13 protein-coding genes and 1 pseudogene are annotated in these 16,008 nt (G+C 62.9%); 9 read left to right on the forward strand and 5 right to left on the reverse strand.

The window, feature by feature from the left end:
• The first annotated feature begins 4 nt into the window (after window positions 1–4).
• Together pstB and ACLFA2_RS07145 are read left to right on the forward strand one after the other, a co-directional pair.
• The gene (gene pstB / locus ACLFA2_RS07140; protein ID WP_082738487.1) at window positions 5–778 is read left to right on the forward strand and encodes a phosphate ABC transporter ATP-binding protein PstB; all 774 of its coding nucleotides are present in this window, start codon (window positions 5–7) and stop codon (window positions 776–778) included.
• On the forward strand, window positions 775–1,464 hold the full coding sequence (locus ACLFA2_RS07145) for a winged helix-turn-helix domain-containing protein (protein WP_426622275.1): 690 nt from the start codon (window positions 775–777) through the stop codon (window positions 1,462–1,464). Before pstB ends, ACLFA2_RS07145 begins: the two co-directional genes overlap by 4 nt.
• Here the strand turns inward: ACLFA2_RS07145 and ACLFA2_RS07150 are convergent.
• The 3 genes from ACLFA2_RS07150 to ACLFA2_RS07160 all read right to left on the reverse strand — a co-directional run bounded on the left by ACLFA2_RS07150 (window position 1,446) and on the right by ACLFA2_RS07160 (window position 5,546).
• Window positions 1,446–2,405: a three-helix bundle dimerization domain-containing protein gene (locus tag ACLFA2_RS07150; protein WP_231728787.1), complete on the reverse strand. Its 960-nt coding sequence runs from the start codon at window positions 2,403–2,405 to the stop codon at window positions 1,446–1,448. The two genes, ACLFA2_RS07145 and ACLFA2_RS07150, sit on opposite strands and share 19 nt — an antisense overlap.
• A complete protein-coding gene (locus ACLFA2_RS07155) occupies window positions 2,402–2,719 on the reverse strand; it encodes an ArsR/SmtB family transcription factor (RefSeq protein ID WP_061016796.1) in 318 nt (105 codons plus the stop codon). Before ACLFA2_RS07155 ends, ACLFA2_RS07150 begins: the two co-directional genes overlap by 4 nt.
• Before the next feature lie 76 nt (window positions 2,720–2,795).
• Window positions 2,796–5,546, reverse strand: a complete 2,751-nt coding sequence (locus tag ACLFA2_RS07160; protein ID WP_149084206.1) for an NACHT domain-containing protein — start codon at window positions 5,544–5,546, stop codon at window positions 2,796–2,798.
• A 264-nt stretch (window positions 5,547–5,810) separates the two neighbouring features.
• On the opposite strand from ACLFA2_RS07160, the gene ACLFA2_RS07165 reads away from it, so the two are divergent.
• Window positions 5,811–6,461 (forward strand): hypothetical protein, encoded by a 651-nt coding sequence (locus ACLFA2_RS07165; protein WP_061016790.1) that lies wholly within the window; start codon window positions 5,811–5,813, stop codon window positions 6,459–6,461.
• 46 nt (window positions 6,462–6,507) lie between these two features.
• On the opposite strand, the gene ACLFA2_RS07170 is transcribed toward ACLFA2_RS07165, so the two are convergent.
• Window positions 6,508–10,209, reverse strand: a complete 3,702-nt coding sequence (locus ACLFA2_RS07170; RefSeq protein ID WP_426622276.1) for a hypothetical protein — start codon at window positions 10,207–10,209, stop codon at window positions 6,508–6,510.
• Window positions 10,210–10,521: 312 nt separating this feature from the next.
• On the opposite strand from ACLFA2_RS07170, the gene ACLFA2_RS07175 reads away from it, so the two are divergent.
• The 6 genes and pseudogenes from ACLFA2_RS07175 (at window position 10,522) to ACLFA2_RS07200 (ending at window position 15,467) form a co-directional block, all read left to right on the forward strand.
• The gene (locus ACLFA2_RS07175) at window positions 10,522–11,295 is read left to right on the forward strand and encodes a hypothetical protein (RefSeq protein ID WP_061016786.1); all 774 of its coding nucleotides are present in this window, start codon (window positions 10,522–10,524) and stop codon (window positions 11,293–11,295) included.
• Window positions 11,211–11,759: pseudogene (locus ACLFA2_RS07180) on the forward strand (RES domain-containing protein); the annotation flags it as partial. The gene ACLFA2_RS07175 and the pseudogene ACLFA2_RS07180, both read left to right, overlap by 85 nt.
• Window positions 11,760–11,771: 12 nt before the next feature.
• A complete protein-coding gene (locus tag ACLFA2_RS07185) occupies window positions 11,772–11,930 on the forward strand; it encodes a hypothetical protein (RefSeq protein WP_231728786.1) in 159 nt (52 codons plus the stop codon).
• Between the two features lie 72 nt (window positions 11,931–12,002).
• Window positions 12,003–12,806: a hypothetical protein gene (locus ACLFA2_RS07190; protein WP_061016784.1), complete on the forward strand. Its 804-nt coding sequence runs from the start codon at window positions 12,003–12,005 to the stop codon at window positions 12,804–12,806.
• 253 nt (window positions 12,807–13,059) lie between these two features.
• Window positions 13,060–14,445: a formylglycine-generating enzyme family protein gene (locus ACLFA2_RS07195; protein ID WP_426622277.1), complete on the forward strand. Its 1,386-nt coding sequence runs from the start codon at window positions 13,060–13,062 to the stop codon at window positions 14,443–14,445.
• A gap of 269 nt (window positions 14,446–14,714) precedes the next feature.
• Complete coding sequence (locus tag ACLFA2_RS07200) at window positions 14,715–15,467, forward strand: SDR family NAD(P)-dependent oxidoreductase (protein ID WP_029265225.1); 753 nt, start codon at window positions 14,715–14,717, stop codon at window positions 15,465–15,467.
• Window positions 15,468–15,621: 154 nt separating this feature from the next.
• Here the strand turns inward: ACLFA2_RS07200 and ACLFA2_RS07205 are convergent, their stop codons facing one another.
• Window positions 15,622–15,948, reverse strand: a complete 327-nt coding sequence (locus ACLFA2_RS07205; protein ID WP_021198419.1) for a hypothetical protein — start codon at window positions 15,946–15,948, stop codon at window positions 15,622–15,624.
• Window positions 15,949–16,008 lie beyond the last annotated feature (60 nt).

Raw genomic sequence — 16,008 nt, forward strand, 5'->3', positions numbered from 1 at the left:
TGGCCTGATCCGCTGCGAAGACGTCAACGTGTACTACGGCGAGTTCCGGGCCGTGACCGGCGTCAACCTCGAGTTCGGGCGTAACGAGATCACCGCGCTCATCGGCCCCTCCGGATGCGGAAAATCAACGCTGCTGCGCTCCCTGAACCGCATGAACGACCTCGTCGACGGTGCCCGCGTGGAAGGCACCGTCCTCTTCCAAGACGAGGACATCTACGCCAAAGCCGTGGATCCGATCGAGGTCCGTCGGCGGATCGGCATGGTGTTCCAAAAGCCCAACCCGTTCCCGAAATCGATCTACGACAACATCGCCTACGGCCCTAGGGTCACCGGGATGAAAGTCGACAACATGGACGACCTCGTCGAAGAGGCACTGACCCGCTCCGCCCTCTGGGGCGAAGTGAAGGACAAGCTCAAGCAATCCGCGTTCGGCCTCTCCGGCGGTCAACAGCAGCGCCTGTGCATCGCGCGGACGATCGCTGTACAACCCGACGTGATCCTGATGGACGAGCCCTGCTCCGCCCTTGACCCGATCGCCACGTCTCGGATCGAAGACCTCATGCACGAGCTTCGCAAGGACTACACGATCATCATCGTCACCCACAACATGCAGCAGGCAGCGCGCGTGGCCGATCGCACCGCATTCTTCACCGCCCTCGCCGACGAGAGCACCGGTGACCGCACCGGCGTGCTCGTCGAATACGACCTCACCCGCAACATCTTCGAACAGCCACAAGACCAGCGGACCGAGGACTACATCAGCGGACGATTCGGATGACCGACACCGGCAGGGATGGGAACCCGCGGTTCGTGCTCCACGGACGCGGACCCGACGTACTGCGCGGGAGCTTTGCCGAGTTCCGCCATGCGGGAGTCCCCGTTACCGTCCACGCAGAAGTCGTCGAAGCGCTCGCTGACCTCGCGCACGACCATCACGCATCCCTCGTCCTCGGCAGCGGAGAACCATTCGAGAAGCTCGCCGCGATCATCCAGATCGCGGGTCCCGTGTGCGACGGTGCCCTATTCCTGGGTATCTCCGATGCGACGGAAACCGCGACAATCGCAGCGGCGATGAGTGCCGGAGTGCGCGGTACCGTCCGACTCCCCGTCACCCCGGACCGACTGCGCGAAGTGTCACGGCTGCATCCACGATCCGCCCCTCCAGATCGCACACTGCGTATCGGGGAATTGACGCTCGACGTCTCGCACAGAAGCCTGCGCTGGCAAGATCACGCGCTGCTGCTACCCGCACGAGAATTCGAGCTGCTGCATCAGATCATCCGCGCCTACCCAGACAGTGTGAGCATCGGCGCTCTAGCACTTTCCTTCGGATCCGACCTCGAAGATCCCCACGCCTCAGTGCGGGTAGCAATGACAAAACTCCGCTCGCGACTGGCCGCCTTCGCACCAGCACAGGCGCTGATCGAAACTGTCCGCGTCGCCGGCTACCGGCTCGCCTCCTGAGCCTCGATGCCCAGTTCCTGAAGAAGGTCAAGAACCCGTGAGCGGACCTCATCACGCACGGCGCGAAGACCGACATCATCGAGCTCGAGCGGATCGGCGAGATCCCATTCCATGTAGCGTCGCCCGGGGAAAATCGGGCACGAGTCGCCGCACCCCATCGTGATGACGTAGTCCGCCGCACGCACGACTTCATCCGTGAGCGGTTTGGGGAACTCGCCCCACAGCTCAACCCCGACTTCGCTCAGCGCCGCAGCCACGCGAGGATGCGCTGTGTCCGATGGAGCAGACCCGGCGGTGCGCACGTGAACACGTCCGCCCGCGAAATGCCGCAAGAACGCCCCCGCCATCTGCGACCTCCCAGCGTTCTGCACGCAGACGAATAGCACCTCCGGGGTGTCCCGTAGTACCAGGCCTTGGGCCGTGGCGAGAGCGTCTAGGCGGTCCGCGGCGTACCGCGCCGTCATCGTCAACAGGTGCTCACGGACCCGCGTCCGTTGGCTCAGCAGCCGATAGCTTTGAGCGACGTATCCTGCGACCGTTTCTCGACTGAACGTAGAACTGAAGCGATACGCGAGGTCTTCAACCACGGTGCCAACCGCACGAGGAAGCGCCATCACGGGATTCTCTGGGGATCCCGCTGTCAGAGAATCGCTGCTGAGCAGACGTCCGAAACGCACCCACGCGTCGATCGTTGGCATCCATGCATCGCTCTTCTCGCGCCGGATGAGACCGGCCATCTGCAATGACCTGAGCGCTTGATCGACACCGGTGGAATCGATACCGAGTTCGCCGGCAAGGTCAGATTCGTGCATACCGGATGCCAAGGCGCTCAGGGTGCGCAGGGTCTCGGGGTTACCGAGTACTGCGACCTGCACCGCGCGATCCCGAGCCGCCTGCTCGTCGAGTGGTCGCCCGACACGGTGCGTGTGCTTCTCGCTCATCGGAGAAAATCTTCGACCGCGGCACGACGCTCGGGATGGACGGAGATCCATCCGAGCTTGCCATCCTGCACCCTCGTGACGAACCCGTCATCAAGGAGTATCCGGACGTGGTGCGTCACCGTTGGTTGCCGCAAACCGAGCATGTCCGCCAGCTGCCCGACAGTCGCACGTTCGTCCGCGGATCCCAGAATGATGCTCAAGATCTGCAGGCGAGTCGGGTCGGCGACAGCTCGCAGCGTGCGGGCAAGTTCCTCGGCCGCACCGCGCTCGAGCGCACCTCCGAGCCGAGGCTTCGGTGCAGGCTGAGCGGTCACGGCATGATTCTAGTTGCCGAACGTTGCGTGCTTCTCAGCTGTGCTTGTGCTTGAGTCGTGCGCGACGGCGGTGTGACTACTTTGCGAACGTGTCGCCTCGAAGCTTCGACGCGGCGTGCAACCGGAGGAGCTCGATACTGAGGGCGGCGCTTGCCGGGCTGCTCTGAGACAAGCTCTTCGCGGCAGCTGCAAGGGCGGGGCGAGCGGCGTCTCTCTCAAGGGCAATCAGCATGTCGACCGAGACTCCGAGCGAACGTCCCCGCCAGACAGCACCAGGCGTCTGCAGTTGCTCGACAAGGAGTAGGACCTCCGCGCCTGGGTTGGATGCCCGGGCGAGAGCACGTGCGAGGATCGCCGCATCAGCGTGGATCGGTCCGGGTTCGGGTCTAATGTACTTCCGACCCTCGGTCAACGTCGTTCGTGCCTGCTTGGCGAGATCTGACATACCGGTGCGATTGTCGCTCAATGCGCGGGTGGCAAGGTTGGACGGGTTCTCGCGGCTGAGCTCGTGCAGGGCATCAAGCACGATGGCGTGCTCTCGCTCGCTTTGTTCCAACGCAGTCGCCAGAAGGTTCGCAACGCCGGCCGGCATGCCATCAGCGAGATCTGCGAACTGGTTCACAGCGGCGCTGAGGAGTTTGCGTCGTGTCGCCGGGAACTCGATCCCGAAGTTGTCTAGGTAGAGGTCGCCAGCGAGGCTCGCGCCGAGGGCTGTGATCGGCGACTCGGCAGATTGAATGTCGTATCGAACGACGATGTCGATGACGTCATCGATGAGGTGCTCTCGACGCTTCAGCAGGCGTCCCGCCGCGAGCAGCCACGTGTTGCGCCAGTGACTCGATGGAACGAGTTCGCGCAGGTTCTGCAAGACGACCTGTTCGTCACCATCGGTGATCGCGCGAGCCGCCATATATTCCTGCAACGATCGCACTTCGAACTCGTACTTCGATGTCTTCGGAGAGACGAGCATGACCAGTCGTTCCGTCGAAAGTTTGAGGAGGGTCGTCGCGATCGACTCCGATTCACTCTCTTCGAATCCGGCCGAGCTGAGCCGGTGGCGAAGAATACGCGAGATCTCGGATTTCGTGAGGACAGCGTCCGAGTTCCCTGGTCGCTCAGTTCGTGCCTGCAACTTGAGCCCGGCCTGCTCGTGAAGATGGTCGATGTGGGGGCGCAGCGACTTCAGTTCCGTGAAGGCTTCGCTTTTCGCCAGTTCACGGTCGTAGACGACGCGATAGTACCGGTCGAACAGCTCGAATCGATCCGTCGGAAGGTCGACTGCCTCTTCAGCGAGAGCCGTCATGATCGTCACCTGCAACGGTGTGGTCATCAGTCGTTGCGTGACTCGTTCGTGGACCGCCGTGATGAGCCTTTGTGCAACCTGCTCAGCGAGGTCTGGATCATTGGCTGCCCGCAACGCGGTGAGAGCTTCCGAGTAGCTGATCGCTTCCGTCTCGGTGAGTTCAGACAGGGTGATCTGCGTGCAGGGAAACGCGTCGTCGAACTCCCGTCGATACCCCTGTGGGCGTGTTGTGGCGACGAAGAGCACGTCCGCCTTCTCCGAGCTCAGCTCGCTCACCAGCGCTGTGACCGCCTCGATGAGCCGGCTGCGGATCTTCGCGTCAGGCACCTCATCAAGGCCGTCGAGCACGAGGCATGACGGCCAGGTGCGCAACCAGTCCAGCAACGCACTCGGGTCCGACTTCTTCCCCCGAATCAGTATGGAATCGGCGATGTAGGTGAGCAACGAAAACGTCGACGGGGAGGATGCGATCACGGCCCCCGCCTTCGCCAGTTCGATCACGAACGGCCATCGACGTTTCTGCGGGTTCGGGATACCCGCCTTCCTGAGCCGTGTGTCGAGGCCATCGAAGGCGCGCTTAGCCCTCTCGCCGTACTCCTCGACGTTCGTGTCAGCGAGGAAGGCGACACGATACGTGTGGGCGATCACTTGGGCGATCGTGCTCTTGCCCTGACCCGGGCCTCCGACGATGACCACCCCATGGGGCCCACGGCCGGCGGTGGTTGACAGGTGGAGGTCGCCGATGCGCACCGTCTCGGCGGCGGTCATCCTCCGCGACTGGCCTTCCGCGTCCGCGGTCACGCCCGCCGTGAAGGGCAGATCGATTGCAATGTCCGCGAGTGTCACTTTCGACGCATCGTTGTACCCCGCATCGCCCGTTCGAACCCATTGCCGGTTGATCAGCTCGGCGACGGCGTGCCCAGCGAGCCGATCCGCCTCGAGAGCCGTCTTCTCGGGGAGCAATTCGGCGACTTGCGCAAGAAAGTCGCCGGTGACGATCTGCTCTAGGTATCGCTGTCGAATAGACGTGTGGGTGTCGAGCATGACGCGAATCTCGTCGTAGTCCCACACGTACCATCCACGCAGCCCCAAGTCTTCTGCGTTGGCGGCAAGAAGCTGGTCGAACTGGTCACGACCGCCAGTGTCTTTCGTCCCGGTCAGCACGACGTTGGTGGAGAAAAGCAGGTACTCCGGCGTCTTCTCGCCGACCCTCTTCTTTACGAGCCAGCCACGCAGCTCGGAGCGGACCTCGTCAAGGAACCACCGCCAGTCAGCCGTCGTTGAGACCGGTTTCTCGTTGTACTTCATTTGAATGACGCCGTAGCCATCCCATTTCGCGCCCGCCCCGACCGGGAAGTCGACGCGGCCGTCGAACGTAGCGTCGCGCTGCGCGTCCCTACCTGAACCAAACGGCCTGACACCATTGCCCAACTCAGCCTTCGCGAGCGCCTGGAGCATGTGCTCGAATTGCTGCCAGCCCATTCGGTTGAGGTTGTAGTGGCCCACGAAGTCCTTCCGGGTCAACGTCGACGCCGAACAGGCGCTCCAGTGACATTCTGCACCAGTGCTGTTCTCCCATCCGGTTGAACCAAGCAAGCAGAGGCGTTCGATAGCGTCGGGGTTCTCTTGGGTAGCGAGCGAACGCGCCCCAACCAGACCCGCAGGCGCGCCCGGGCCCAGCAGACGACGTCTGCGATCTCGCCGACTGTCATCGGCTCTATGGGATGCGCGCCGTCGATTCCCCGGGAGACCTCCCCTTCCAGCGGAGGCTCATCTACGCTGTCGCACATGGATGAAACCAAAGGCCAGCCACGAACCCGCCCTTGGCAGGCACAGCCATCCACCGATGCGATCGCGGCGTTCGTCGACGCCGTCGGCCGGTTGAACGCGGACGGGGACTTCATCGTTCGAGCGCTGACTGACCAGCTCCGCGCAGAGCGACCGATCGCGGATCAGGAAGAGCTGACTCCGCAGGAGGTCAGCTATCTCATCCAGTCCAAGGCGTTCACGCCAGAGTCGCTCGAGGCGACATCGATCGAAGTTGCTCGCGGGGGTCTTCTCGCGAGTGTAGCGAGCACTCTTCTGACGAGCGTGCTCCAGACCGTATCTGCTTCCGCAGCCGCTGGCTTCTTGCATATGGACGAAGAGTCGCTCTTTGCTGCCGCCGACCGCGGCGAGTTGTACATGGTCGATGTTGCACAGTCCCGGCGTTTTCCGTCGTGGCAGTTCAGCCTCTCCTCGCCGGGGAAACTCCTACCGCACCTAACCGAGATCATCGACATCGTAAAAGACAAGGGATGGATGTCGGTATCTGCTCTGATGGCGACGCCGCAGTCGACCATGGTCACCGACGGTCAGCACAGCCCTGTGGAATGGTTCAGGCGTGGCGGCGACGTAGCAGCTCTGGCCCGGATTATCGAAGGTCAGAAGTGGCGATAGAGCTCGTGGCAACGCAACGGCGTAGCGCGCACCGCTCACACGTCGTCTAATGTGTGTGGCCTCGAGCTGCGAGAAACTCCGTCGCCGTCTCAACCTGAAACTGCTCGTCGACGTAGCTTGCCGGAGTGAGGTTTCGGGTTACGAAGAGGGTGCTTAGGTGAAACTCCTCGCCGTCAGGGGGGTCGCCGATCCCGAGACGCGTCGCAATGCTCGCGACGTGGGGCGCTAGTTCGCTCTCCTTGCGGGCGAGCTGAGTTGTGTAGCTGGGCTTGGTCCCGCGGTCTCCTACCTGGTCGCGGAAGAAGGTGCGCAGTTGTCGCGCCGTCTCAGCGAATCCATGCACCGACGCAGGGTCCTTCGCCTCGATCAACCAGATGGTGCTATCGCCAGGGCGTCCGCACACGAGGTCGACCTCGGTGGTGAGAGTCGGCACGCCGAGCCGCGCGTGGTCGTTGGGTTTCACGCGGGCGACCGTGGTGTAGCCGAGTTCCTCTAGCCGGTTCTGAAGGAATCTCTCGAACCGAATATTGCGGCGCGCACGGCGGTCCGCAAGCGCGTTGCTGACAGGCTGAGGAACGTCTCCCGCCCAGGGAAGAACCCCTTGGAGGAGGTGGCGGTAGTAGACCTGAAAGGAGGTCAGCAGGTACTGGGGGCTGACAATGAGTCGTCCATCCGAATCTTGCACCAGCGGTTGCACGAGGAGCCGATGGCGCCGAGTGCGCGTTTGCCAGGGCTTCCACTCCACGGCTTGCATCTGGACGGCCGTGCTCGTGAGCATCTCGATGGCAGCTTCGACACGCGATCTTTGCGACTCATCCGCGCCCGAGCCCAGCGCATCACAGACCCACACTGTGGCCTCGGCCACGGTGACGTGGGCAGTCGTCCTGCCTGGCTCAAACGTCTCCCACTTTGCGAGCGCGGCGAGGGTGGAGAACATGTCCTGCGACGTCGCTCCCCATGCCTGCTGGAACGCATCTTCGACGTGGTCTTCTTCGTTCGCCTGTTGCAGCGAGTCGTCGTCTTGCGTGCCGTGCAGCCGAATGCCCGCAGCTGCACGGGTCAGTTCGTCGTTTCGTAGGCCCCACGCCGATGCGTCGGGATGCGGATCGTCGTCCACGGTCAGCTCGTACATCGGGCTGAGGGTGATGACTGCGGGCGCGACTTGGTGATACATCCGCTCGCTCAATGTGGTCGCGGTGAGGTACGCATCTGCGGCGGCAAGGAGACCGCTCCATGCCTGAGGAGTGATCGGCTTCGTCGCCGCCGGCTTGTCCAGGATGCGCAGGGCGGCTTCCACCACGATCTCGTTACATTGACGAAGCTGAAGTGTCTCCGCCGAGAGTTCGGCCGTGCGGGTGAGCGGATCCCATTCGGTCGAGAGATTCGCTGCGACTCGGGATAGATCGTCTTGCTGATGAATGGCGCTGTCCATCACCCTCGCCAGTTGCTCCATACCCGTCAGCACCACCTCGCTCCCATCGTGGCTCTTGATTCCTTCAGTCAGGGTTTCGAGAGCAAGGGGCGCAAGATGTTCGCGGATAAGTCGATTCGCATCATCCGCTCGGTACTCGCCAGGTTGAACGCCGGCATCGTGGAGTCGTCGCCCCAACGCCGCAACCATACGGCTTTCGTCAGAGGGTCGTAGACGCCACGGATCAGGCAGGTGATTGAGAGTGGTCCGTGCCTGCTTCATCTCCAAGATGAGAAAGGGTTTCGCTGAGCGCCACTGGTCGCGGAGCGCCGCTGCGGTGTCGACATCCATGCCTCCCGCGCGGAGCAGATCGAACACTGCGTCCGCTGTTAGGAGATTCGCCGCCTGCGGATCTCCATTCGCTGAGTCGGCGAAGCCCTCGACATCGATGCGCCACAAAACGTTGACCGGTTCGTCGATGGCACGCACATGCGGGTCGAGATACGGCGTGACCACGCCGGACGATTCACCCGGGACTGCTTCCGATACGTGGAGGTAGAGGACGTATCCGGGCACATCGATCGCCTGGTGCGCGGAACGCCATCGATCACCAAGCGCAGCGAAGCCGTAGATTAGCCCGCCGCATAAGTCGAAGACGAACCGTCGGTGGTCGGTAGATGCTGCCTCTAGAACCCCCCGTGCCACGGCAACGGGGGGTTCGGTGAGAGCGAGCGACCACCCGTCAACACTCGGCGCGGTGTTGACACCGCGGGTGGCGTCATACGTGGGGTCGCCTGCGATTATCGCGACGTTTGCGACGGGCCCCGGGGCGACTTCTGCCGCTCGGAGGTCTCGAATCGGTGGAAGCCCAACCCCGATGAGCGCCACTTCGAGATCCGATAGCTCTACCGCTCGATCCCACTCGGCCTCGCCCGCGTGCGCTTCAAAGTAGACGGCATTGGGTACCACACCACCCTTGAAAAAAGACTTGCCATTAGCTTTCCACGGCTCCCAGTAGTTGATCGCCTCCCACCCGAAGCTCTCAGGGAAATCGGGAGCGCTCAGATCCCGCGCGAATGCGTAAAGATCATCGTCGGACGTGGCAGTTTCCGCAATCCATGTCAGGTCTTCAAGCGCGAGTTTTGCCTCGCCGACCGCCTGCGGCACAGCGATGTGACCGGGCGCCGCGAACACCGTCAACGGGATGACCTCCGCGCCCGACTTGATGGTTCCGCGTCGCCCGCCCGCCATCCGCACCGGCACAGGGCCGGATTGCGCCCTCACCTGTTTCGCCAGCTCCACTGAGCCGATGTATGGCGGCGGCGAGGCCCCCAGGTCGGGGACGTAGATGACCGAGACGGCGATGAAAGTGGACGGATTCACTGGTACCAACCACTGAACGTCAATCCCTCGAAGCGGGATGGCGGCGCCTTCGCTGGAGGGCGGGGGTTCGATCAACTGGTGGGAGAAACGCCACAGGGCTTGACGGATCTGGTTCAGGCAAGAGCTCCGGAGGGCCTTTCGTGCTTGGCTGTCTCGGTCGAGCGCAGACACCAGCTCTCGGGCGGCATGAGCCATGATCTCCGGGATGAAGAGTGGCGGCACCCATCGGTGTCCACCCGCCGTGTCAGCAAAGCGAAGGAACCTTTCGAACGGACTGGAGAGACTCTCCACGTCGAACGCGGCCCTACTTGCGGAGTTCGTCATCCATTCCAACGCCCTTTTGTCAGCCTCACCGAGTTCGATGTGGTCGAGGGGATCCAGGTTGAGGAAGGCCCGCGTCGCTTCATACTCAACGTCCGGCAATGAGACCTCATCGTTGAGCTCCAGGTCCGGGGCTGGTACCCATGCGTCCGCAAGGTGGCGCACGCAGAAATCGCCGTACCTCATCGCCACGTTCACCACGTTCGCGATACCGAATCGAAATCGCCGGTGGAGGCGACCGTCTACCGCTTCCGCCATTCTGAGCGCACGCGTGAGGTCGGCGACCGGCCGTTCGGTGAGGCCAGGCACCGCGCGCAGCGGCTCAGCGCCGACGGCGAGGAAGACAGTTCGGGTGGGGTCGGTGGCGATAAAATCTTCACGCTCCAGTCCGATCCCATAGGTGGTAGCCGCTAGATCGGACAGTGCTTGGATCGACGGCAGCGGTTGGTACTCGTCCGGCGCCGGAGCGGCGGAGGCTCGTAGCGCAGCCGCGAAGCTGCTTCCCAATGTCACCGACCGATGCCTGTTGCCCGGGGACGTGGCGGCGGCGAAAATCAACGTCCAGAGCTCGTCCGGATCGTACGCTGACAAGGCCAGTTCGAGTGCGTCTGGCTCCCGTTGCACGGTGCTCACCGCCGACCGTTGAGATCGAGGCCGCTTGTTTCTACGAGTGTTTTTGCTCTTCCCCACGCAAGCATTCAAGCGTAGGCCAACGACATCCTCGTTGATTGCTACGCGTTGAAAGCGTTGCGCCGGGCAGGAAGGTGGCAAGAGTTGGGGAGCCGCCTTGAAGGCGCACGACATGCCCCCTACAACGCCGCTGCTCCCGGTCCAGGAGCGCTTGACCGCTCTCACCTTCGGCACCACACGGGGATGCATACACGCAAAAGCGCGCGTAAGATAATGCGTGTACGCACTAACTAGATGCCGCCACGAGGAGGCAAGATGGCTGTGAAGAAGAGTCGCACCCGTGCCTCCTCAGCTCGCGTCGCCGCCCGCGAGACGACTGTGAACCGCGGCACCGCGACAGGTCGATTCCTCGACGGGAAACCGAAGCTCGTCGTGGCGACCAAGGCCCCAGAAAAGACCGACGTACAAGCCGGTGTTGAGCGCCTTGCACAGGTGGCGAAGACGTCAAACGTCGACGTATCCGTGTTCAACGCACTCATCGACGAGCTCGCCGATGCCATGACCGACCGTCAATCGACCGAGCTGGGCCTCACAGAGCAGCAAGCCGACTTCCTGATCGAGTCCGGCGATTTCACTCCGGAGGAGTTCGCCGAGGCAGCCGCATTCGTCACCAGCGGTGGGCTCGCCAAACTCGAACGCGAGACTCACGTGCGCGCCCTAACCAACACCTACACCGCATCCGAAGTCGCAGCGCTCCTCGGCATCGATGCCTCCAGTGTGCGTCACCGCCAGAGCAAGAACACCCTGTACGGCTTCCGGGCGGGAAGGATCCGCCTCTACCCTCGATGGCAGTTCATTCCCGGCGAAAAGGTCTCGACGATCCCCCACCTTCCCCTGCTCGTCCGAGCGATCCCGTCCGACTGGGATCCGGCCGACGTCGAAGGCTTCATGACTACACCTCAAGACGACTTGCGGTCGAGCGATGAGTCTGTCGACCCCCAGGAATGGATGACGCCGATCGAGTGGCTGGCTGCCGCGAAGGATCCTGCACCCGTAGTGGACATCCTCGAAGACGCCGACATCACGTGAGCCCGTCGAACGCGAAAGTCCCCGCAACACCCCCGGCGCCGCTCACACTCGACGCTCGTGAGCACCTGAGATCATTCGATGGGATCCTCTGGCGGGTCTTCGCTACAAGAGGTCCTCACCCGCAGGCGTGGGATGAGCTGCGGCACTTCGGGCCGATCAGAACCATGCGCTTTGACCCGCATCCCGAGCCACAGCAGCATCATGCTGATTATGGCGTGATGTACGCAGCTGCTGGATCTACGACAGCTCTCGGCGAGGTTTTTCAGAAGGGCCGACTAATCAATCGGCGCGTTCGTGGAAACACCCTCGCGGCTTGGCGTCCGACGCGTGAGCTTCGGTTACTGGATCTCACCAGCAACTGGCCTGTAATCAACGGGACGACCTCTTCGATCCAGATGGGGCCTAAGCGATACACACGGAACTGGGCGAATGCGATCCATGACCAACTTGGGTCGAGCATCGACGGGCTCTACCACGTGTCATCGATCGACTTCGGCCCGATGGTGACGCTGTTCTCGCCTGCCGAGGACTCGTTCCCGCAGCTGCCGTTGGTGCACACCCGACTGGACTCCTCCAGTGCGAACGTGTACCTCGCGAAAGCCGTGAAGAGACTCGGCTACCGCGTCAAGAAGTAGAACCACCCCAGGACGGCAATCTGCGATCTCGGATTATCAGATGACGCTCGATCCCCCCGTACGCTCAGTGCTATGACACAGCGTTCCACCTTGCAGACTCTCAGCGGTGCTGTCGAAGGATTCCGGGACTTCGCGGCGGCGATCAAGAGTGGAGTGCCCACGGTTCGAAAGGGGTCGATGGCGGAGGAAGATCAAGCCCTCGCAGGAAACATCGTCATCCCTCATGCCATAGTCTCCGGGCTCGTCCTCACCGTTGCAGACCACGTATCCGCCTGGGCGGAGCTTGCCGCCAGCCCCGAAGAGGACGTGTTGCTCCTTCATATGCAGGCTGACTACACCTTGTTCCGTCCTGTGTTGGAGGGGCTCGTGGAGGTGATCTGGATTCTGGATGGTACCGATTCCCCTTCTAGAGTCCGCAGGGCACTTGAGATTGCTCGTATCGAGCACAGGCACGGGCTGAAGCTGACCAACGCTCTGCGCAAAGCGCGAACGCCGGATGACAAGACCGAACAGGGAATAGCAGCACTCGGACGTTTTCTCAGGACCACGGCGAGCAACCTCGGATCCGATCCGGAAGACGTTCTCAGCGCACCATTGATCGATCCCTCCTCGATCACAAGGAAGATAGCGAGTCGCGTTCCGGGCCCCACATTGCAGACCTTCAACTATTGGGCGATAACCTCGGCCCACGCGCACGGGCAGTTCATCACCACTCTGCGCCACGCGATCGAGACGCCCCCATCTACGCCTCAGATGGGCGGGGCTCTGTACGAACCAGACGAGGAGCTGATTGCAGACCTCATCGAGTTCATTGGGACGCTGCTCGAGATCGCAATCAACCTACTAAACGAACAGGGTTACGAGCTTCGACGCTAGAGCTGTCCTGCTTGGCCGACGGGGAACGCTGGGTCGCCGAGATGCGCGCCATGGGGATTCAGAACTCCGTGAGGCGAGATGTCCGACCCGATCCGTATGATCGGATCAGCCCCTTCGTGAGGCAGTGAACTTAGCGCTTTACATCGGACTTAGTCCGATTTCATCGCGATTCTGACAGAAAGTGTCGAGATCGCACTCTCGCGCCATAGACGGGGTGGGTATACTCCCCGATCAACAGAATGGAACACTTAACATGTTACGTAATATTGATTCCGGGCCGACGCAGGGTTCCACGACGGCGGTGCGGGTCTCCGCCGCGGTCGCCCTGACGCTGGGTCTCGTCGCCACCTCGACCACGCCGGTCTTCGCCCAATCCCCGATGGGTCGCGGTGGAGCAGATGCCGCCCATCGCGCACTCGACGATCTCGAGGAGTCGCTGGTGTGGCGATCCGACGCGAAGACCACCTATGGCGCCGTCGTTCCCGCGGTGAACGAAGCGATCCTCGCTCTGGACGAAGATCGCTCGAGGATCCCGCAGTACGAGAGCTTCAAGACGGCGTTGGAGCGGCTTCAGGTGGAATCCACCTATCTGCTCGATCTCGCCACGCAGCCCGGATACCAGCCGGGCGTGCTCGATTCCGTGATGTTCCTTCAGGGTTCGGTGGCGGAATGGCAGTACCGCGTGGCATCGATGGACGACTCTCTGAAGAAGCGCGACAAGACCCGCCCGGCGCGAGTGGAAGGATCGCGTGCCGATGTCAGCGCTCAGACGCAACCGGGCACGGTGTTCCGTGATCTTCCCGGCCTCCCGGAGATGGTCGTGGTGCCGAAGGGCGACTACGTTGCGGGGGCGACAGCGGAGGAACAGCAGATCTGGAACGTCCCGGAGAACCGTCGTGATTTCGAGACGCCCCAGCGCGACGTCACGATCAGTGAGGCACTCGCCTTCGGCACGACCGAGGTGACGGTCGGTCAGTTCAGTGCGTTCGTCAAAGAGACGAAGTATCGTCCTCGCGGTGGAGCTCGATGGTGGAACCCGCAGGATCCTTCCGCCATGCAGTTCAACGCTGCGCTGGACTACCTGAATCCTGGATTCCCCCAGACGGCCGATTCTCCCGTCGTCGCGATCACGCGTGAAGATGCGAGCGCATACGCGTCATGGCTCAGTGCGAAGACGGGGGAAACCTATCGACTCCCCAGCGAAGATGAATGGGAGTGGGCGGCGCGTGGCGGTGCGACCACGACGTTCTACTGGGGTGACGACCTCTCTCGCGTGAACGAGTACGCGAACAGCTTCGACCTCTCGTCGAAGGAGACCAACGGATTCGGCTGGGACAGCACCGGCGTCGATGACGGCTACCCGTACACCGCGCCGGTGGCGAGCTTCGCGCCCAACGGGTACGGGCTGTACGACGTGACCGGGAACGCGCGTGAATTCGTCGCGGACGACTGGGTACAGGATCTCTCCGCCGCAGCGAACGACGGGAGCCCGCATGACGGCGGAGTACCGTTCCCCGTCGTGCGTGGGGGCGCGTGGAACTATCAGCCCCAGAATCTGCGACTGGACTATCGCAGTGCCTACTATTCGTCGGAGACCGCGACCAACATGTTCGGATTCCGCCTCGTGCGCGTGCTCTGAACGGCGACGAAGACCGTCCACCACATGCCGCGGAGCGTCCTCGCCGATCGGTCGAGGACGCTCCGTCGCGACGGGCGCGACCAACGACCGCCCCGGCCAGGCTCGTCGGGCTCGCCTGCTCCGGCAGAGTCCGCTGGTGCCGGCGGCCTCGCGTCGCCGACATCCATTCACGTGAATCCACTCCACATTTTGAGGCGTAGGCTGGAGTGAAGGACGGACCGTCCGAGAAGATCTCCCGGCACCGCGCCCGCCCGGAAGTGGAGTCACTCGTGGCTCAGTACGACGTCTCGAACCGCTCGGCTATCGTGACGGGAGCAGGCAGTGGAATCGGACGCTCGACCGCTCTCCTGCTGGCGAAGAACGGCGCATCCGTCGTCGTGAACGACCTGAACGCGGAGCACGCGAACGCGGTCGTCGAAGAGATCCGCGCGGCCGGCGGCACGGCAGAGGCTTCAGTCGGCGATGCGACGGATGCGGCCTGGATCGCTTCTTCCATCGAACTCGCCAACTCGCTCGCCCCGTTGCGCATCGGCGTCAACAACGCGGGCATCGGCGGCGCCAGCGCTCCGACGGCCGAGTACGAGGACGAGGCGTGGGACAAGGTCATCGCGATCAACCTCAACGCGGTCTTCCGCAACATGAAGGCACAGATCCCCTCGATCCTCGCGAATGGCGGCGGCTCGGTCGTGAACATCGCCTCGATCCTCGGCAGCGTCGGCTTCGCCGGCTCCCCCGCCTACGTCACCGCCAAGCACGGCGTGGTCGGCATGACCAAGTCGGCGGCGCTCGAGTACTCCGCCAAGGGCGTGCGTGTGAACTCCGTGGGTCCCGGTTTCATCGACACCCCGCTGCTCGCGAACATGGGCGACGAGGCGAAGGACTTCCTCGTGAGCAAGCACCCGATCGGACGCCTGGGCCAGGCCGACGAGGTCGCGAACCTCATCGCCTTCCTCGCCAGCGATGCGGCGAGCTTCATCACCGGCAGCTACCACCTCGTCGACGGCGGATACACCGCGCTCTGACAGAATCGACGCTCGGCCATCGGGACCCGATTCTCGATGGCCGAGCGTCAGAAGCGGCGACGCGAACCCCCCGGTTGCGTGGCCGCGCACCTCCCCGCCCGCGAGCTGCACTGCTTTGCCCAGGAGTGCATCGGCGAGGGAGGCGAGCTCGTCGTCAGGCGACGGCGTGCATCACCCTCGCGGAGGAGCTCAGCGGCGTGAAGTCGATGTCGGTGAGGTCGAGGCCCCCGGCGCCGCTCGCCGCCGCCATCATCTTGACCAGCACCGGCCGCTGCAACTCCACGTCGGCGTCGATCGTGAAGCGGACCGGGATCGAGGCGTGCATCCACAGCGTCTCGGTGCGCGAGTCCGACACACGCAGCGTGAGCGGGAACGACTCGCCGCGGCGAAGCTTGGTGACCGCCACGAGACGGAGGTGAGAGAGCACCTCGTCGTCGACCTCGAACGTCTGCGACTCTCCGGCATAGCTGAGCTGACCCATTACTCCTCCTCCGATTTATCTCTCGGAAAATAGATTACTAGTTTAGCTAGCTAATTGGAA

The organism is Microbacterium sp. As-52, assembly GCF_049949185.1.
Lineage (GTDB): Bacteria > Actinomycetota > Actinomycetes > Actinomycetales > Microbacteriaceae > Microbacterium > Microbacterium maritypicum_A.

Coding starts and splice junctions, on each gene's coding strand:
- ACLFA2_RS07145 (WP_426622275.1), top strand. CDS start 775: ATGACCGACACCGGCAGGGATGGGAACCCGCGGTTCGTGCTCCACGGA.
- ACLFA2_RS07150 (WP_231728787.1), bottom strand. CDS start 2,405: ATGAGCGAGAAGCACACGCACCGTGTCGGGCGACCACTCGACGAGCAG.
- ACLFA2_RS07165 (WP_061016790.1), top strand. CDS start 5,811: ATGGATGAAACCAAAGGCCAGCCACGAACCCGCCCTTGGCAGGCACAG.
- ACLFA2_RS07175 (WP_061016786.1), top strand. CDS start 10,522: ATGGCTGTGAAGAAGAGTCGCACCCGTGCCTCCTCAGCTCGCGTCGCC.
- ACLFA2_RS07190 (WP_061016784.1), top strand. CDS start 12,003: ATGACACAGCGTTCCACCTTGCAGACTCTCAGCGGTGCTGTCGAAGGA.
- ACLFA2_RS07195 (WP_426622277.1), top strand. CDS start 13,060: ATGTTACGTAATATTGATTCCGGGCCGACGCAGGGTTCCACGACGGCG.
- ACLFA2_RS07205 (WP_021198419.1), bottom strand. CDS start 15,948: ATGGGTCAGCTCAGCTATGCCGGAGAGTCGCAGACGTTCGAGGTCGAC.